17 protein-coding genes are annotated in these 17,592 nt (G+C 61.3%); 7 read left to right on the top strand and 10 right to left on the bottom strand.

From position 1 onward, the window contains the following. The first annotated feature begins 194 nt into the window (after positions 1 to 194). Positions 195 to 659: a hypothetical protein gene (locus tag AMS69_RS15225; RefSeq protein WP_053968933.1), complete on the top strand. Its 465-nt coding sequence runs from the start codon at positions 195 to 197 to the stop codon at positions 657 to 659. A gap of 1,353 nt (positions 660 to 2,012) precedes the next feature. Then, on the top strand, positions 2,013 to 2,366 hold the full coding sequence (locus AMS69_RS15215; protein WP_053968931.1) for a hypothetical protein: 354 nt from the start codon (positions 2,013 to 2,015) through the stop codon (positions 2,364 to 2,366). An 8-nt stretch (positions 2,367 to 2,374) separates the two neighbouring features. Here the strand turns inward: AMS69_RS15215 and AMS69_RS15210 are convergent, their stop codons facing one another. Both AMS69_RS15210 and AMS69_RS15205 read right to left on the bottom strand, forming a co-directional pair. Further along, complete coding sequence (locus tag AMS69_RS15210) at positions 2,375 to 2,866, bottom strand: HTH domain-containing protein (RefSeq protein WP_053968930.1); 492 nt, start codon at positions 2,864 to 2,866, stop codon at positions 2,375 to 2,377. A 181-nt stretch (positions 2,867 to 3,047) separates the two neighbouring features. After that, entirely contained in the window at positions 3,048 to 3,368 is a 321-nt protein-coding gene (locus AMS69_RS15205; protein ID WP_053968929.1) for a lycopene cyclase domain-containing protein, read from the bottom strand. A gap of 108 nt (positions 3,369 to 3,476) precedes the next feature. On the opposite strand from AMS69_RS15205, the gene AMS69_RS15200 reads away from it, so the two are divergent. Further along, a complete protein-coding gene (locus AMS69_RS15200) occupies positions 3,477 to 4,619 on the top strand; it encodes a CBS domain-containing protein (RefSeq protein ID WP_053968928.1) in 1,143 nt (380 codons plus the stop codon). Between the two features lie 18 nt (positions 4,620 to 4,637). Here the strand turns inward: AMS69_RS15200 and AMS69_RS15195 are convergent, their stop codons facing one another. After that, a complete protein-coding gene (locus tag AMS69_RS15195; RefSeq protein WP_053968927.1) occupies positions 4,638 to 5,651 on the bottom strand; it encodes an NADP-dependent oxidoreductase in 1,014 nt (337 codons plus the stop codon). A gap of 185 nt (positions 5,652 to 5,836) precedes the next feature. Beyond that, positions 5,837 to 8,062, bottom strand: coding sequence for a CDC48 family AAA ATPase (locus tag AMS69_RS15190; protein ID WP_053968926.1), 2,226 nt, complete (start codon positions 8,060 to 8,062; stop codon positions 5,837 to 5,839). 200 nt (positions 8,063 to 8,262) lie between these two features. Here AMS69_RS15190 and AMS69_RS15185 point away from each other — a divergent pair, with 200 nt between their 5' ends. After that, positions 8,263 to 8,679, top strand: a complete 417-nt coding sequence (locus tag AMS69_RS15185; RefSeq protein ID WP_053968925.1) for a universal stress protein — start codon at positions 8,263 to 8,265, stop codon at positions 8,677 to 8,679. A gap of 46 nt (positions 8,680 to 8,725) precedes the next feature. Beyond that, positions 8,726 to 10,051, top strand: coding sequence for a nickel pincer cofactor biosynthesis protein LarC (gene larC, locus AMS69_RS15180; RefSeq protein WP_053968924.1), 1,326 nt, complete (start codon positions 8,726 to 8,728; stop codon positions 10,049 to 10,051). A 2-nt stretch (positions 10,052 to 10,053) separates the two neighbouring features. Here the strand turns inward: larC and AMS69_RS15175 are convergent, their stop codons facing one another. Further along, positions 10,054 to 10,821, bottom strand: coding sequence for a hypothetical protein (locus tag AMS69_RS15175; protein ID WP_053969139.1), 768 nt, complete (start codon positions 10,819 to 10,821; stop codon positions 10,054 to 10,056). A 162-nt stretch (positions 10,822 to 10,983) separates the two neighbouring features. On the opposite strand from AMS69_RS15175, the gene AMS69_RS15170 reads away from it, so the two are divergent. Next, entirely contained in the window at positions 10,984 to 11,814 is an 831-nt protein-coding gene (locus tag AMS69_RS15170; RefSeq protein WP_053968923.1) for a hypothetical protein, read from the top strand. A gap of 54 nt (positions 11,815 to 11,868) precedes the next feature. After that, positions 11,869 to 12,579: a DNA repair and recombination protein RadB gene (gene radB / locus AMS69_RS15165; RefSeq protein WP_053968922.1), complete on the top strand. Its 711-nt coding sequence runs from the start codon at positions 11,869 to 11,871 to the stop codon at positions 12,577 to 12,579. A gap of 305 nt (positions 12,580 to 12,884) precedes the next feature. Here radB and phoU read toward each other — a convergent pair whose 3' ends face one another. The 5 genes from phoU to AMS69_RS15140 all read right to left on the bottom strand — a co-directional run bounded on the left by phoU (position 12,885) and on the right by AMS69_RS15140 (position 17,247). Then, positions 12,885 to 13,565, bottom strand: a complete 681-nt coding sequence (phoU, locus tag AMS69_RS15160; RefSeq protein WP_053968921.1) for a phosphate signaling complex protein PhoU — start codon at positions 13,563 to 13,565, stop codon at positions 12,885 to 12,887. Between the two features lie 124 nt (positions 13,566 to 13,689). After that, complete coding sequence (locus tag AMS69_RS15155) at positions 13,690 to 14,001, bottom strand: hypothetical protein (RefSeq protein ID WP_053968920.1); 312 nt, start codon at positions 13,999 to 14,001, stop codon at positions 13,690 to 13,692. A 51-nt stretch (positions 14,002 to 14,052) separates the two neighbouring features. Next, the gene (trkA, locus tag AMS69_RS15150) at positions 14,053 to 15,384 is read right to left on the bottom strand and encodes a Trk system potassium transporter TrkA (RefSeq protein WP_053968919.1); all 1,332 of its coding nucleotides are present in this window, start codon (positions 15,382 to 15,384) and stop codon (positions 14,053 to 14,055) included. A gap of 533 nt (positions 15,385 to 15,917) precedes the next feature. Further along, the gene (locus AMS69_RS15145; protein ID WP_053969138.1) at positions 15,918 to 16,478 is read right to left on the bottom strand and encodes a DUF7344 domain-containing protein; all 561 of its coding nucleotides are present in this window, start codon (positions 16,476 to 16,478) and stop codon (positions 15,918 to 15,920) included. 55 nt (positions 16,479 to 16,533) lie between these two features. Further along, a complete protein-coding gene (locus AMS69_RS15140) occupies positions 16,534 to 17,247 on the bottom strand; it encodes a DUF7344 domain-containing protein (RefSeq protein ID WP_053968918.1) in 714 nt (237 codons plus the stop codon). Between the last annotated feature and the right edge of the window lie 345 nt (positions 17,248 to 17,592).

The raw sequence follows: 17,592 nt of genomic DNA, 5'->3' as shown, positions 1-17,592 counted from the left end.
ACTACTGAGAGAGTTGCTTTCACCAGCCATGAGTTGAATTACCTGCTAAAACGAAACGTGCGAAAGAAGCAATTGAATCAGTAAGAACGCCAGCGGATCCACAAGGAATATACCTACTTGCACGGAAGGCGGAATCGCTAACTTGGCTGATGAATTCGGATACTAAACACTATTTATTTCAGTAACTCTATAAAATGAGTACACCAGCAGGATTTCAATTCAGTGGCCGAACTCTCGTTATATTTGGAGTGGTATCGTTTATTATAGCTGGTCTACTCCTTTTCGTTGCCCCCGATACGGGAACCCAAGTTCTCGTCACGGAGGTGGATGAATCGGATATCTCTCCCGATGAGGAGGTGCTCAGGTACAGTAACCTTTCAGAGGAGGGTCAAGAGTTGTTTGACCAAGGACTTCGTGCTGATGAATTTATCCGGGTGAATCAGTCACCACCAGATTTCGAGTATCCAACTGGAGACACATCGGCCACTGCCCTTGTGGAAAAAAACGGGACGGTATACAGTATAATCACCGCCTCAAGATGCAAGACATGTGGCTTCGTGGATACACTCGGCATCGGGGCTGGGCTCGCTGGGATTATCCTGTTGCTGCGCGGAGTGTCTCGCTTGATGCACGGGGAAACCGACGTTACAGAGGACTGATAATCAGTAGAATGTCTCTTTGAGGGTCTGTTCCCAACTCGGCTGTAGGTCTCGTCTACAACTAATTCTGATTAACACCAGAGCTTTCGTGGCCTGCAAGTTGTAGTTACTGTACTGACCGTCTCCGTGGAAGTGGGTGCGAATTTTATTATATGCTTAGTAGTAATTATAATAAGGGACTTTGAGAACTATAGATTTCCAGACTCATTGTCAAAGTATCTTGATGCTCTCCTGTCGCGGCGGTCGTCTTCGGTGGTTCTGTCGTAATGCTTCTTAAGAACTTTCACTGATACGTCGAACCGCTGTGATACATCGTCATACCCCCAATCTTTCTCGCGTAGATGGTCAGTGATAGAACCTCGCCTCACAGGGTGTGGAGACATGCTTGATGGACACCTCGATGCCGAATCGTATTGGGCTGCCTCAATCCTCAATGTCACGGTCATGAGGACAATCATTCGTGTAGTAACAGGGACGGGTCATAGCATAGGCCATCGCCTGAAACGAATTCACGTGGTATCTACCATTTTGATTGGAAAGGAGAGGGTTCCGTCCGTATTCGTCTTGAACATCAACCCGTCGCGCCTCAATGTGGTCGTCTGATACATCGCAATAGTCAGCTCGAATGTACGGCTTCCGCTCTCCGGCCCCTGCGTTCTTGAGGCGCGTTCCTGTTTCTGGTTCAATCATCACGTCGCGCGCTCTCCGTCAGAGAGGCCAGGAACTTCGAGGGCTTTAGACAGGTCCTGTTCAACCACATTGAGCTTATGAAGCCACCGTAGGAATGCTCGGATAGTTGAAGCGTGGTTTTAGATGGTAGTCAATGAGCGACCCTCTTTGAGATGGACCCAGAATGACTGTAGCTCAAGCCTATCTAGGTTCCGCAGGTCCTCAATGCCGTTACGCTCACACCACCCCTGAAGTCTCGAAGATGGACCAGTTGTTGCGTAAGGTTTTCTCTGTAACTTCTCCTTCCCGGTGGTCTTGATACAATTCAATCAAACGCTCTGGAGTGTAATTTTTCAGCCATAGCGTACCCCTGAATCGTTGGTCTATGGCCCGGTCACGTAGCTCCACAATGCGGCTGCGAGCGGAGCGAGTGAGGAGGCCCAGAGCGTTCAAAATCGAACCCATTTCTACCGTCGCCACCGACGAGCGAAGCGAGTCTGCAGCGATTACTAGCGCCGATCCGCCGAGTCTGTGCAAGCGAACTCGTCTCGACGTGGACCACAATCCGCCGAAGTTACCCCCTGCTGTCGCCGAGACAGCGGTTCCGACAGAGCGGGGCTGAGACCGACGGGCCGACAGAATCGTCCCATAGTTTCTTGCCCTAACCGCGTTAGAGTCATCTATATGAGAGATCAGGTCCAGTCGGCGGACGCGTTCGAACAGTTCGTGCTGCTGGCCGTTGCGGAACTCGAAACCGCCGGTGAGACGCCAGTCCACTCCTATCACGTGACACAGACAATGAAAGCGCACCTCGCAGATATCGACCGACAGCCATTCGGCGGCGTCGAGCGACAGAAGGTCATCTCGGTGCTGGGCCAGCTCGCCGATAAGGGGCTGCTGAGCAACGAAAAGACGGAGTCACCGACGGGGAAAGGACGGCCGGGGTACGAACTGGCTGGAGACCCGGACGAAGTACTCGAAGCGCTATCGACGACAGACGAGTTCGACTCGTATATCGAAACGGTGCGGTCCTCGTAGGTTCCACGTTAGACGACGCTCACGTCGCCACCCTCCTGGTCGAGCGCGGGTGGCTGGCCCACTTCGAGACGGTCAAGACGGTCCATAATCGTGTGGACGATATCGTCTTTCGTACAGGGTGCGACGTGGACGAGTTCGTTGCCGTCGTATTCAGCCAGCCCCATGACTGGCAATGCCATGGCGTCGTATGCCGACTCCGCTGCTTCTGAATCAACGGTTGTGTCCTGATAGAACGAGTCCAGGGAGACATTGTGACTCAGTGCCCACTGCTTGAACTCGGCGACCCGGTTCAGGATGTACTTGCCTTCCGCCGTCCGTGCGGCGGCCGACTGCGGTGCGATCTGTTTGCCCCAGACGATGACGTTGAACCCGTCGATGTGGTCGTTCTCGTCGAGGGTCTGGAGGCGGTCGATGACCGCTTCCTGTCGCTCGTGTGCGCCGTCGGGCAACATCGACCGGACATATAGCTCGATGTGAGGTGTCGGATTAGTATCACTCATGGCTATCGGACAGCACTCCCGGCTGACACATATAGATACTGTGAGAGATGTCTGCATAGTGCAGATAGACTCTTCAGGCCCGTATACATCTGAAATTGGCAGTATCTGTAATCGAGTATGCTTCCAGTTGTAACGCGGATTCGAAAGTAGCTAACAGCTGAAAACGATATCGGATTCCTTACTATTCGCTGTTCGACCCGGACGAAAGACCGTGGAGGTTTTCGTGGATGCCGAGAATAAGCGCCGGAACGACAATCATGAAAATATGCTCCTCGATTGGGATTCCGAGCAGGTCGACACCGGTCCGGAGTTTAATTTCGAAGACACCGACAGTGAGCGTGTACCAGTCCCAGACATAGGCGATCGGATAGAGCACGACGATGGTCTTGGCCGCCATCCGGAGGGCGTTCGCGCGCCAGAGCAACACGAGGGCGATACTCCCCCAGATTACCTCCGTAACTAGATACGTGTAGGGGCCGAAGACGCCGATGTCAGGCAGCATACAGCCACCTTAGATCCAAGGGCGTAAAGCTTAGTCCGTCTCTCGGTTTCCGGGGACTAAACCAACCTTGATAACCCCACACGTCGAATCTACGAATTGTGAAGAACGATGGATATTGCTGATATCGCCACCAGAGAATTTGTCGAGGTTGACGCCAACAAGCGCTTGGGGAAAGTCCGGTCTATCTTCGAACGCGAGAACCCCAAGGGTATCATCGTCACGGAAGACGATGACTACGCTGGCGTTATCACGCAGAAACAGCTGGTCCAGTCCCACGTCGAGGACAACGCGAAAGCGGGGGCGATGACGCGCTCGGCGCCGAAAGTCGAGCGCACCGACGACGTGCGCGAAGTCGCGCGCGTCCTCGTCGAGGGTGGTGTCAAGCTCGCGCCGGTGTTCGAGGCGGGCGAGCTCTGGGGTATCGTCACCGAGGACGATATCCTCGACGCGGTTCTCGACAACCTCGACGCGCTAAGCGTCGAGGACATCTACACACGAGATGTCATCACGGTCTCGGAAGACACCAACGTCGGGCAGGTCGTCAACCTCCTCCGGAAACACGGCATCTCCCGGCTTCCGGTACTCGGTGACGACGACGGCCTGTCCGGGATGGTCACGCGCCACGACATCGTCGACGTGGTCGTCCGGGACATGAACAAGACGACGCGGGGCGACCGCTCCGGCGAGATAGAGCGCGTGCTCGACATGCCGGTCTACGACGTGATGAGCAGCCCGGTTGAGACGGCGAAGCTCGGCGACTCCGTCGAGGACGCCGTCGCGCGGATGCTGGAAAACGACTTCGCCGGCCTCGTCGTCACGCCGGAAGAGGACGACACCCACGTCGCCGGCATCCTCACGAAGACCGACGTGCTCCGCGCGCTGACCTACACCGAGGAGGAGCACATGGACGTCCAGATCACGAACATCAAACTGCTCGACACCATCTCCCGTGCGGACATCCGGGCCGACATCGAGCAAGTCGCGGACAAGTACGGGGCAATGCAGGTCCAGCACGCCCACGTCCGGTTCCACGAGCACAAGGAGAAGCTCCGTGGCACGCCGCTCATCCAGTGTCAGATCCGCCTGCGGACCAACAAAGGTCAGGCAGCCGGCTCCGGCGAAGGCTACGGCGCTGAAACCGCGTTCAACGTCGCACTCGACAAGCTAGAGCGCAACGTGCTCGAACTGAAAGGTGTTCAGGCCGACGAGGAGTACCGCGGCCAGCTCCTCCGCAAACTCGGCGAACTGTAACCGGGGATTCGTTCTTTTCTATCGCTCGGCGACCTGCACGAGCTGCTTGCCGATGTTCTCGCCTTCGAACAGCCCGAGGAACGCGTCGGGCGCGTTCTCGATGCCCTCGGTGACGGTTTCTCGGTAGGAGATGTCGCCCGAGGCAACCCACTGGCCGAGTTGCTTCGTCGCTTCCTCAAACCGCGGCTCGAAGTCGGAGACGAGGAGGCCTTCGACGGTTGCCCGGGACTGGATGACCTGGGTCAGCTTGCGCGGCCCCATCGGAATCTCCTCGCTGTTGTACAGCGATATCTGCCCGCAGACGGCGACGCGCGCGTCGGTGTTGAGTCGAGTGAACACCGCATCAGTAATCGGTCCGCCGACGTTGTCGAAGTACGCGTCGACGCCGTCCGGCGCGGCCTCGTCCAGCGCGGCCCGGTAGTCGTCGGTCGTCTTGTAGTTGATGCCCGCGTCGAAGCCGAGGTCGTCTTCGAGGAACGAGACCTTCTCGTCGGAGCCGGCGAAACCGACGACGCGTGCCCCCTGGAGCTTGGCGAGCTGGCCTGCAACGGAGCCGACGGCCCCAGCGGCCCCGGTGACGACGAACGTGTCGCCGGCGGAGGGCTGCGCGACGTCCCGTGTGCCGAAGTACGCTGTCAGGCCCGGCATCCCTAAGACACCGAGCGCCGTCGAGATGGGTGCAAGTTCCGGATTGACTTCTGTAAGCACCGGTCCGGGCGCTGTGGCGTACTCCGCCCACTCTAGCTCGCCGGTGACGACATCGCCCTCGTCAAAGCGTGCACCGTTGGATTCGACGACCTCACCGACGACTGCACCCTTGAGCGGGTCCCCCACGTCCCACGGCTCCTCGTACGATTCGCTGTCTCGCATCCGGTCGCGCATATACGGGTCGACTGAGAGGTACAGCGTCTTGATGAGTACCTCGCCAGGTCCCGGGTCCGGAATTTCTTCCTCTGAAAGCTCGAACGTATCGTGGTCGGGGGTCCCTTCGGGGCGCTTCGCCAGCCGGTAAACGCGGTTAGTGTTCGACATCACCCGCTATACACTTGGGACCCGAAAGGGGGCTTCGAAAGGAGAAACAAACACCGGTTGTATAGTTTATCTAATAATTATACACGGATATTGGGCAACCACGGAAGCTGCATCGCTGATCGGGAGCGGTGAAGCGGAAAACGCGTTCGAACCGCAGCGAGAAGCAGGTATCGAGGGCGCCGGCGTTACTGGAAGCCGATTCGGCCGCCGGATCCGGCCTGACGCTGTGGGCTGGAACCCCCTCTGAACTCCTCTTCCATCTGCTCGTAGTACTCGCGGATGTCGTCGGTGATGGTCGGGCGCACGCTGTCCATGGCCTGCCGGAAGTGGCGCATCTCGACCTCGTCGGCGTCGTCGTCCTCGCGGAGCGCCTCAATGGCGGCCTCGCGGGCGATGGATTCCAGGTCCGAGCCGACGAACCCGTCGCTGACTTCGGCCAGTTCGCGCAGGCTCACGTCGGGCGACAGCGGCGTGTCGTCCGTGTGAATCTTCAGGATTTGCTCGCGGCCCTCGATGTCGGGCTCGCCGATCATCACCAGCCGGTCGAACCGGCCCGAGCGGATGAGCGCCGGGTCAATCATGTCCGGGCGGTTGGTCGCGCCGATGACCATCACGTCCTCCATCTCCTCCAGCCCGTCGAGTTCGGTCAGGAGCTGATTGACGACGCGCTCGGAGACGTTCGACCCCATCTCCCCGCCCCGTCCCGGTGCCAGCGAGTCGAGTTCGTCGAAGAAGATGATGGTCGGGGCGACCTGTCGGGCCTTCCGGAACGTCTGCCGGATGGCCTTCTCGCTCTCGCCGACCCACTTGCTGAGCAGTTGCGGGCCACGGACCGAGATGAAGTTCGCGTCCGTCTCGTTGGCGACGGCCTTCGCCATGAGCGTCTTCCCGGTGCCGGGCGGGCCGTACAGCAACACCCCGGAGGGCGGCGTCACGCCCATGCGCTCGAACTTCTCCGGGGAGTTCATCGGCCACTCGACGGCCTCCTGAACCTGCTCTTTGGGCTCGCTGAGGCCGCCGACGCTGTCCCAGGACACCTTCGGGAGTTCGACCAGCACCTCCCGCATCGCCGATGGACTCACCTCGTTGAGCGCCCCTTTGAAGTCGTCGCGCTTGATGATCATCCGGTCGATGAGGCTCGGCGGGATGTCCTCCTCGTCGAGGTCGATTTCGGGGAGGTACCGGCGCAGCGCCTTCATCGCGGCCTCCTTGGTCAGGCTCTCGATGTCTGCCCCGACGAAGCCGTGCGTGTCCGTCGCCAGCTTGGCGAGGTTCACGTCGTCCGAGAGGGGCATGCCGCGGGTGTGGATCTGGAGGATTTCCTCGCGGCCGACCTCGTCGGGCACGCCGATTTCGATTTCGCGGTCGAACCGGCCCGGGCGACGCAGCGCCGGGTCCACGCTGTCGACGCGGTTGGTCGCGGCGATGACGATGACTTGCCCTCGCGATTCGAGGCCATCCATCATCGTCAGCAACTGGGCGACGACCCGGCGCTCGACCTCGCCGGTCACGTCCTCACGCTTGGGGGCGATGGAGTCCAGTTCGTCGATGAAGATTATCGAGGGCGACTCTTCGCTGGCGTCCTCGAATATCTCGCGTAACTGCTGTTCGGACTCGCCGTAGTACTTCGAGATGATCTCAGGGCCGGCGATAGAGAAGAAGCTAGCTGAGGTTTCGTTGGCGACGGCCTTCGCCAGCAGCGTCTTCCCGGTGCCGGGCGGCCCGTGAAGCAGGACCCCCTGTGGCGGCTCGATGCCGAGCTTCTTGAAGATCTGAGGGTGTTTCATCGGCAGTTCGACCATCTCGCGGACCCGCTGAATCTCGTTTTGCAGTCCGCCGATGTCCTCGTAGGTGATGCCGCCGCCGGTCTTCTCGAAGCCGGAGATGGGTTCCTCGCGGAGTTCCACCTCGGTGTCTTCGGTGATGAGACAGACGCCTTCTGGCTCGGTCTCGACGGCAATCAGCGGGATTGCCTGGCCGGGCGAGCGCATGAACGGGTGGTTCGTCGAGGACATCACCGGGACGATGTCGCGCTCGACGACCGGCCGCTTGAGGATCTGCCGTTTGACCATGCCGGCAGCGTCGGAGCCGAACTGGACCGACGCCTCTTCCGGCGGCGCGAGGACGAGCTTGTCGGCCTTCTCCGCCTCGGCCTTGCGGATGGTGACGCGCTCGCCAATGCCCACGTCGGCATTCTGGCGCGTGAAGCCGTCGATGCGGACGGTGTCGGTGTTCCAGTCCTGCCGGTCGGCGCGCCACACCTTTGCCGCGGTCGTATCGCTCCCTTCGATCTCGATGATGTCGCCGGGGGAAAGCTTGAGATGCAGCAGCGTGTCGGGGTCGAGTCGGGCGATGCCGCGCCCCGAGTCGTTCGGGTACGCCTTCGCCACTTCCAATTGGACTTCGTTCATAGTAGAGCCTGCTTACAACGAACTCGGGTAGCCCCGGAGATATGCTTTATGCTACCGGCGGCCAAGACGCAGGGCGACGGGTTTATATGATACCTAATAACACACCGCACAGCACACCCTAATAGCCTCCGTTCTGGGAAGCAGTGACACAGGCTGCCGCCATCGCCGCGTTTCATAAGGCTGGACGCGATAGCGCCGATATGGTATTTCTCGTTCCCTTCGATGGGTCACCGCTTGCAGATGCTGCACTCGACCGCGCCGTCACCTACGCTGGGGCGCTTAACGAGGACGTCGTCGCCGTCGCGTTCATCCCCACTGGGGCCGACTACGCCGAGCGCCGCCGGCGCGTCGACCCCAGTGAAGACTTCGCCGCCGAAACCGCCGCGGACGACCTCCGACGCAAGATCGAGGAGGCGACCGACGACTCCGAACTCCGCTACGACGACGTGAGCGCCCACTCCACCAGTGAACTGTCGACGACGATCAGACAAACTGCCCGCGATGTCGACGCCAGCGTCGTGTTCCTCGGTAGCGACGACACCGAAGACATCGTCGTCCCCATCGGCGAAGTCACAGACGGCGAGTCCTACGACATCCACATCGTCCGACGGACGTGAGGCTGTAGCGAGAGGGCTTTTACCGGCCCAGCCAGACTCTTCGGGTATGCGAACACTCGCTTTCGATGGCCGGATGGGTGCCGCCGGCGACATGCTGCTTGGGGCACTACTGGCCGCCGGGGCCGACCGCGAGGCGCTGTCGCCGGTTGAGGACGCGCTGGACATCGAATACGCCGTCTCCACGGTGGACCGCTCAGGGATTGCTGCAACGCGCGTCGAAGTACTGCTGTCTGACGCCGACGATGTCGACGATTCTCACGACGACGCTCACGGCACTCACTCGCATGCTCACTCCCACGACCATGACGAGGGACACGACCACGCTGGGGACGACGAATATTCACATACTCACGGCGACCACGACCACACCCACGCTGAGGGCCACGGCCCGAGCCGAACGTACGCCGAGGTCGTCGAACTCGTCGGGGAGATGGACCTGCCGGCGACAGTGCGAACGGACGCGCTGGCGATATTCGAGATACTCGGCGAGGCCGAGGCGTCGGTCCACGGGACTGACCTTGATGACACGCACTTCCACGAGGTCGGGGCCGACGACGCCATCGCCGATATCGTCGGCGTCTGCCTCCTGCTGGACGACCTCGACATCGAGCGGGTCGTAACGACGCCGCTGGCGACTGGCGGCGGAACCGTCGAGATGAGCCACGGCACTTACCCGGTCCCGACCCCGGCGGTGGTCGCGGTCGCCGAGCGGGCCGACTGGTCGCTGCAGGGAGGCCCCATCGACAGGGAACTCCTGACGCCGACCGGCGCAGCGATTCTCGCCCACATTGCTGACGGGACCGAGTCGCTGCCGCCGCTCGATGTCGACGCGTCAGGCTACGGTGCTGGCGGCTGGGACCTCGACAGCCGCCCCAACGTCTTGCGGGCCATGGTCGGCGACGGCGCGGGGCGACTCCGCCGCGACGAAATCACGGTCCTCGAAACGAACGTCGACGACGCCCCGCCCGAGGTGCTTGGCGACCTCCAGCGCTCGCTCCCGGATGTCGGCGCACGCGACGTGTCGATAGTGCCGACGACGATGAAGAAGTCACGGCCCGGCCACATCGTCAAGGTCATCTGCAGACCGGAGGACGCCGAGCGGGTCGCGCGCCGTCTCGCCGAGGCAACCGGGACGCTCGGTGTGCGCGAGTCCGGGGCCGGCCACCGTTGGGTCGCCGACCGGGAGTACGAGACGGTTTTCCTCTCTATCGACGGCGAGGAGTTCGATGTCACGGTCAAGGTCGCAAGCGACACCGACGGCGCGGTGTTCGACGTGAGCGCAGAGTACGACGACGCCGCGGCCGTCGCGGACACGACCGGACTCCCCGTCCGTGAGGTTATGCAGCGAGCCGAGCAGCTGGTCCGAGAGTAGCACTACTCGTCGTCGGGGTCACCCTCGTCGTCAGTCGAACTGTCGCTATCGTGTTCGGCCAGTGCCTCCTCGACGGTGAGCGAACCGGTTGCGACCTGCCGGGCGAGGGCCTCGCTGATCGCCCGGTTCGTCTCGCTTGCCTCCCGCGAGCGGTCCTTGATCTTCTGGAGTTCGCCGGCCGTGGGCTCGATAGTCCGGCTCTCGATTTCCTCGCCGTCGAGCCGGGCGATGTTGACCGCTGCCAGCACGTCGCCCATTCCGCGTGCGCCAGAACCGAGATACGGCGTCGTCCCCGTTTCGTCGACCAGTTCCACCGGCACGGACTGAATCTCGTCGATGATGCGCGCACCGACGAGCCGTGCCCCATCGCCAATGCGAACGACCGGGTCGACCGCGTCCTCGACTTCCTCGCTGATGATGTCGGTAATTTCCGCCGCAGGCACCTGGAACGCCGCGACGACCATATCGCCGTGAAGAATCGCGACACCCGGTCGTTCACCGGGGTCGATACCGATGACGGTGCGACCGTCACCACCCCGGAGTGTCGAAATGACCGCTTCAACGGCTCGTCGCGGTGTGTCCGGGTCCGCCTGCACAAGGTCGACGCCGTCAGGTATCTCGACCGATTCTCCGGCCGCGATGACCGCGACCTCCGCCTCCTCGGGCCATTGGTCGCCTGGTTCGATAGTTGTAAACGCCACACCACGGTCGCGCAGCTCGTTGACGACACCGTGGTACACTTCGAAGTCCGCTGTGGCGACGACAATCACGGGCCGATTTCGGTCGCCGATCACTTACACATGTGGGAGTCCGAGGACGAATTAAACGTTCCAGATAGATACCAGAAAGGCAAGAATAGATCTAGATGGGGGTAGTGACTATTCCTGTTACATATAATAGATTTTTTGTGACAGGTGCGGTAACGTTCGGTGATGGGACAGGGGGCCAGCACTGCCGACAACGACACGGAATCCGACCCGCTGTTCGGTGGGGTCAGCGGCGCGTATCTGGGCTTGATACTGGCACCACCAGTAGTACTGCTTCTGGAGCAACTCGGCGTCACGGAGTCGTGGGCGCTGTATCTGGCACTGATCGGGACGCTCGCCGCTGTGGCTACTGGGACGGCCTGGGTCCTGTCCGACCGACCAGCCGTGGCCACCGCGCTCGGCGCGACTCGCGCACGCTGGCTCCCGATGGCAATCGCGGTCGGGTACGCCGCCGCCGGCTTTGCGTCGCTTGCGACGACCGGCGTCGTCGGCGTGCTGGCGTTCTTTTTCGGCCTGCTGGCGTTCCTACTAGGGATGGCCACTGCGGTCATGGCCCAGACGCGGTACACCGCTGCGGTCACTGCGAACACGGACGAGCTGACCCGCTGGCGAGCGAGCTGGCCCGAGTCTGCACAGCGCCGCCGGTTGCACGTCGGCGGAGCCATCGCTGGCGTCGCGACCATCGGCTTCGCCGTCGGTGCGGTGTTCGATATCGCCCTGCTCCAGTACACCAGTCAGGTGCTGTTCCCGTCCGGCTTCGTTCTCCTCTCGACGGGCGGAACCCGAACCGCCGTGGCGACCGAGCGCGGTCTGGAAATCAGACTCCCTGTCGCCAGACGGTTCTACGCCTGGGAAGAACTGGACTCCTACGACCTCGACGCGGAGTCGCTCGTCATCACCCGCAGATGGGGGACAGCCCTCCGGTTCGCAACGGCCGACATCGACGACGTGTCTCTCGTCGAATGGACGCTGGCCGAACGGCTTCCGGACGACTGACAGCAGTGTCGTCAGGTACCAGTGTTTTTATCCGAACCTGCCCAACCCCTGCCCGTGAGCGAGTACGTCCCGACCGGGTGTGACGCTATCGACGACCTCCTGGGTGGTGGGTTAGAGCGCGGCGCGGTCACGCAGGTGTACGGCCCGCCGGCGGCCGGCAAGACCAACTTCGCCCTGTCGGCGGTGATGGAAGTCGCCGCCGCCGGCGACGCCGCGCTGTACATCGACACCGAGGGGCTCTCGGCCGACCGGATGGAGCAGGTCGCCAGCGGCCGCGCTCGCGGGACCGCCCAGACCGTCGACGACCTCGCCGGGCGACTCATTATTACGGAGGCGCTGGACTACGACGAGCAGGCCGAGGCCGTTCAGGACGCCGCCGAGTTCGCCGCCGAGGTCGAACTCATCGTCCTCGATAGTGCGACCGGGTTCTATCGACTCCGCCGCGACGACGAGGACGGCGGCGAGACGCTCCGGGACGTGGCCCGCCAGATTACTCACCTGCTCTCGCTGGCCCGCAAGCACGACATCGCCGTCCTGTACACGAATCAAGTGTTCACCGACCCCGACAGCGACCGCTCGACTGCGCTCGGCGGCCACACCCTGAACCACTGGTCGGGCGCAATCGTCCGTCTGGACCGGTTCCGCGGTGGCAACCGACGGGCGACGCTGGAGAAACACCGCGCCAAACCGGCCGGCGACACGGCTCAGTTCCGCATCACCGACTCGGGACTTGTGGGCGACGGCACGCCCGAAACGCCGCAGTAAGCCAGTCAATAATAAAGATAGCTGTCAGGCGCGCGCCGTCGCGGCGACGGCCGCGTCGCAAGCGCGAGGGACGAGTCGCACAGGCGAGCGGAGCGAGCCGAGCAACGCAGTCGGCTGGGGAGGCGTGTGGCTGTCGCGGTTCTGTGGCTGTCGTGATTAACGCATACCGCGCGAGCGGAGCGAGCGCGGTTTCGCTCCGAGCGCGGCCCTGGCCGCGTCTCGGAGGTCGTTTTTAACGTAGATTTTTGCAAAGGGGGTTCCCACAGCGCCGCAGGCGCGAGGAAACCCCCTGCAGTAAAAAGGTACTAGTAAATGAGGTCGTCGTCGTTCTCGACCATGTACAGCGTCCGCGCGGCGATGTTGACGGCATGGTCACCGACGCGCTCGATGTCACGAATTGTCAGCAGGAGCCGGGACACGTCGGCCATTAACTGCTCGATTTCGGCCTCGCTGGAATCGGTGTCTATCTCCCGCTCGATGAGGTCGCGCACGACCGTCTCCGAGGCGGCCTCACAGCGTTCGTCCACCTCGTCGTCAACGTCGGCGATGGCGTAGCACTGGTCGGCGTTCTCGTCGCCGTAGGCTTCCATCGCGTTTTCGACCATCTCGATGGTTACGTCGGCAACGTCCTGGATGTCGACCTCGGGGTATACGTCGCGTTCGGCCTCCAGCGAGTACTCGCCGAGGTTCGTGGCGAGGTCACCGATCCGTTCGAGGTCGGTGATGATCTTGAACGACGCGGCGATAAAGCGGAGATCGGACGCGACCGGCTGTTGCAGCGCCAGCAGATCGATACAGTCCTGTTCGAGGTCGAGATACAGCTGATTGATCTCGTGGTCGCCCTCGATAACTTCTCGGGCCATCTCTTCGTCCTTCTGTTCGAGCGCATCCAAGCCGAGCCGGAGCCGCTCGAGGACGATCTCTGACATATAAAGGACATCCTCACGGAGCGAGTTCAGTCCCTCCTGATAGGAATCGCGTGGCATAATCCCGAATGTGCTAGTGGTATGCATCAGCCTTTCCCTTCTCCCAATATCTCCCGATACCGACCGGCGTGACAGCCGCGGCGGACTCCTATACGGAGACAGGCACACTCGACAGCAAAAACGGCTACTGGGGCACTGCCTCGGTGTCGTTACGGGGATGCACGTCCAGCGTCGTTTCGTCACCAACTGCCGTTCCGCCCTCGACGCGCTCGACGCGAAGTACCACGTCCTGTGGCGTTGCGCAACCACAGCTCACGAACTCGTCCCACTCCTCGCCGACGGCTACCGGGCCGCTGTGGGCGCGTCGAAGGTACTGCTGATAGGTGTCCCCGCAGAGTTCGTCAGCTATCCACTCGGTATCGACGCCGGACCATGGGTCTCCATCGCTGGGGCTAGGGGCAAACGAGAGCACGATACGGTCTGCAACGGAAGCCATACATTAACTGCGGCGGCAAACAGGCTTAGTCCCTTGGGCGCAGCGGTGTTACTATAGCTTGTCGTTGACCGCTTCCAGACAGTCGGCGTCCACGAACACCACGACGTGGTCGCCGGGTTCGATGACAGTGTCACCACGGGGGATGACCAGTTCGCCGCCGCGGCTGATAGCGCCGATGACCACGCCGGTCGGCAGTTCCTGTACCGACTCCTGAATCGGCCGCCCCGCCAGAACGCTGTCGGCAGAGACCTCGATTTCCAACACTTCGGCGCGGTCAGATTCGATGATGGCAACCTTCGTCGCGTCGTACTCGCGGGTGAATCGCGTAATCTCCTCGGCGGTCGTCTCTCGGGGGTTGACGGCCACGTCGACGCCGACAGCCTCGAACAGGTCGACGTACTCGCCGGAGTTGACGACGGCAACGGTTCGCTCCGCACCGAGTCGCTTGGCCAGCAGCGTCACCAGAAGGTTCTTCTCGTCGCTATCGAGCGTCGCAACCACGGCGTCGGCGTCTTCGACGTGTTCTCGTTCTAGAAATTCGCTGTCGGTCGCGTCGCTTTCCAGTACGGTGGTTCCCTGAAGGTCTTCCGCGAGCTCGCGGGCCCTGTCGTGGTTCTTTTCGATAAGCCGGGGTTTGATCCCTCTGTCCTGGAGCAGTCGCGCAGTGTGATAGCCGACATCGCTCCCGCCGACGACGAGGACGTTCTGGGTCGATTTTGACTCCGGTGCGATTTCAGTCGCGAACAGGCGAACGCTTTCACAGCTGCCGATGACGACGATCTCGTCACCTGCTTTGATTACTGTCTCCCCGCGCGGAATGATGACTTCGTCATCGCGCAAGACGGCAGCGAAGGTTAGTGACTCGTAGCGGTCGGCCTCAGCGACGGTCAGATTCGTGATTGGACTTGATTCGCGCACCTCGAACTCACCCATCTGGACCTGTCCGTCAACGAATGTTTCCACGTCGCGCGAACCGGGAAGCCCGATTACTCGGGCGATATTCTCCGCGGTGAGCAGGTTCGTCGCAACCATGTGGTCCACGCCAAAGGCACCCTCAGATTTCTCCCAGGTCCGGAGGAACTTCGCGCTCTTGACGCGGGAAATGGTGAACGGGTCAGCCGCCGTTACCGCCGTCCCGCAGGTGACGATGTTCGTCTCGTCGTCGTCGGTACTGGCGATGAGAACGTCGGCTTTCTCGATACCGGCCTCCGAGAGGGTGTCGAGTTCCGCACCGTCTCCTTCGACGCCCAGCACGTCGGCCTCGTACATCAGGCTTTCAACGCGGTCTGGGTCGATATCTACGACGGCGACTTCGTGGCTTTCAGCGAGGCTCTCAGCAATGTTCGAACCGACCTCGCCAGCGCCGACGATTACGATATACACGGCTGCGCCTCCGCCTGATTCATATGCATCAGCTTTCCACCGATGGGTGAAGTGTATTTTCATCCAGCCAGCGGCTCGGTCCCATCGGGGCGGACAGGGAACCGGTCGTGTATAACTGCCGGTCCGGCGGTCAAGACGCACCTGTGGCTTACTTACGGCTCATCACGAAGCGGGACATTCAACCAAGGACAGAGGGCTGACCGACGTTGGAACCGCTCGACCGCATCGAACGATTCTTTCGTCTCTTCGATCGCTTTTCGCATACTGGCATAGTCGGTCATACACGCTTTCTCTGCCGCCCACCGTTTGATTATATGCTTCTTTACGCCCGCTATTCACCCGGTAGACGCGTACTTCTGCCGCTCAGTTCAGGGAACCGCCGTCAAGGATTGCGCCACAATACGACACCGGTCTCTGTCTGTGGCACTGTCCAACACGCAACAGCCGCCCGGCGGAACGTTCACTACGGTAGCAGGTGACTACTATTTCACCACTGGCCGGTGTCTGTGCTACGTCCGACCACACGGACGCGCTCAGTCACTACTTCTGAACGAAGACGTGGACCCAAGGATGAGAACGAGAAGGTGACCCCCGACGAGTCCGAAAAGCAGTACGATTCTGGCTGTCGGTGGACTCGCGACTGCGGCCGCGCCTATCGCCACTGTCAGAATACTCGCGATGGGCTCGGCTCGAATACTCTCGGCTGCCTGTTCCTCGGGCGTGTGGGCCGCTTCGAACTGGTCCCTGATAGCGTCGAACCTGGGGCCCTGACGGACACGTTTTCGGTCTTGCTCGTATTCTACCAGCCCGGCAGCGTCGAGTTTGGGCAGGTGAGTCTGACAGAGTGAGATGTACACACTGTCGTAGAGTTCGTCACTATCGGTCTCTGCATCGGCGACGGCCCGTGCCACCTGTTCGCCCAGCGTACTGACAGAGAGCGCTGTCCCGTGTTCAGCAAGGCAGTACAAGCATGCGCGGCGGCGCTCGTTGCCGAGACTATCGAATAGGGTCGCGCCATCGAGGTCGTTTTGCGCTGGCGGCGTAGTCCTTTTCCCGGTATCAACGACGGCGTCGGGACCTACTGCTGGTCGCATATGTTGGTCACCCCCGAGTGTCCCGCTGTGTGCACGCATCTGTCCAGTACATAGCTTACATCTCCGTATCGAGAGCGGCCCGTAGACGGTCTGAAAGCGACCGCGACCCCGACAGCGAGAGCCGATGGCCCACTGCCAGTGCTACAAATACCACGCTCACGACGAGTGCGACTGCGACGCCTGACACTGTAGTCCCGCTGAGTACGAGTCCACCGACTGCAACCAGTGTGGCACACGCAGTCCCGAGATACCGACCTGCCCACCGCTCATCGGCAGGCGTGTGGGCACCGGTCCGGTCGTGGTCAGTTACAGGCCCGGCCGACAGCGTCGACTCCGCAGTCGGCGTCGACAGGAGTGATGGTTCCGCAGCGAGATATTTATCGAAGGAGCTCGCGAGCGCTGTCGCTTCGACGAGTCCCCGGTCCTGATTGTAGTTGATGACGCCCGCGTCGTCCATCTTCGGGAGGTGGGACTGATACAGCGCGATGTAGACGCGCTGGCGCTGTTTCGAGCGAAGCGAGTCGATGGTTGTGTCGTGTTCCAGCGCCGCGATGTGCTCTGCGATGTCGCTCATATCGGCCGGCTCATCGCCGGGGTACTCGTGGAGGTACTTGAGGACCAGGCGGCGACGACGACACTGGAGGACGTGGAAGAGGTCGTCGCGGGTGAGGGCGTCGTCAGATGAGGAGCCTCCAGACGGAGACTCGTCTGTCGGGGACTCTTCTGCCTCGGCTGCCGTGGGTTCGGAAGTCGTTTCAGCTATCGACATGTGCCCGTTCCTTTTCCAGCAGCCGTCATATACCGGGCCGACTGTTCCGTCGGTTGCGACTGTTTCACCGATTTAGCAGGTCGGTAACGACGGACTTACTCTTGATGCGGGACAGTAAAAGCGGCTCATCAAGGCCCAAAAAACCCATATTCTTGGGTTCGGCCTATGTCTTCGTTCCGGTACTGTTTCACGCACCATACCGGATCGTTCCACCGGTTCGACGGCAACTAGTATGCGAAAAGTCACGCTCGTGTCCTGTGGAAGGTCCTGACTCACAGACCGGTTCGACTGTTTTCCGGACGTAGAAGGCACACAAGCCGGGAGTACGGTGACTTTTGCAGCTAC

It is taken from the genome of Haloarcula rubripromontorii, assembly GCF_001280425.1.
GTDB lineage: Archaea > Halobacteriota > Halobacteria > Halobacteriales > Haloarculaceae > Haloarcula > Haloarcula rubripromontorii.
Note: the sequence above shows the minus strand (reverse complement) of the source record. Positions and strands in the feature narration are given on the sequence as shown.

Coding starts and splice junctions, on each gene's coding strand:
- AMS69_RS15225 (WP_053968933.1), top strand. CDS start 195: ATGAGTACACCAGCAGGATTTCAATTCAGTGGCCGAACTCTCGTTATA.
- AMS69_RS15215 (WP_053968931.1), top strand. CDS start 2,013: ATGAGAGATCAGGTCCAGTCGGCGGACGCGTTCGAACAGTTCGTGCTG.
- AMS69_RS15210 (WP_053968930.1), bottom strand. CDS start 2,866: ATGAGTGATACTAATCCGACACCTCACATCGAGCTATATGTCCGGTCG.
- AMS69_RS15205 (WP_053968929.1), bottom strand. CDS start 3,368: ATGCTGCCTGACATCGGCGTCTTCGGCCCCTACACGTATCTAGTTACG.
- AMS69_RS15200 (WP_053968928.1), top strand. CDS start 3,477: ATGGATATTGCTGATATCGCCACCAGAGAATTTGTCGAGGTTGACGCC.
- AMS69_RS15195 (WP_053968927.1), bottom strand. CDS start 5,651: ATGTCGAACACTAACCGCGTTTACCGGCTGGCGAAGCGCCCCGAAGGG.
- AMS69_RS15190 (WP_053968926.1), bottom strand. CDS start 8,062: ATGAACGAAGTCCAATTGGAAGTGGCGAAGGCGTACCCGAACGACTCG.
- AMS69_RS15185 (WP_053968925.1), top strand. CDS start 8,263: ATGGTATTTCTCGTTCCCTTCGATGGGTCACCGCTTGCAGATGCTGCA.
- larC (WP_053968924.1), top strand. CDS start 8,726: ATGCGAACACTCGCTTTCGATGGCCGGATGGGTGCCGCCGGCGACATG.
- AMS69_RS15170 (WP_053968923.1), top strand. CDS start 10,984: ATGGGACAGGGGGCCAGCACTGCCGACAACGACACGGAATCCGACCCG.
- phoU (WP_053968921.1), bottom strand. CDS start 13,565: ATGCCACGCGATTCCTATCAGGAGGGACTGAACTCGCTCCGTGAGGAT.
- AMS69_RS15155 (WP_053968920.1), bottom strand. CDS start 14,001: ATGGCTTCCGTTGCAGACCGTATCGTGCTCTCGTTTGCCCCTAGCCCC.
- AMS69_RS15145 (WP_053969138.1), bottom strand. CDS start 16,478: ATGCGACCAGCAGTAGGTCCCGACGCCGTCGTTGATACCGGGAAAAGG.
- AMS69_RS15140 (WP_053968918.1), bottom strand. CDS start 17,247: ATGTCGATAGCTGAAACGACTTCCGAACCCACGGCAGCCGAGGCAGAA.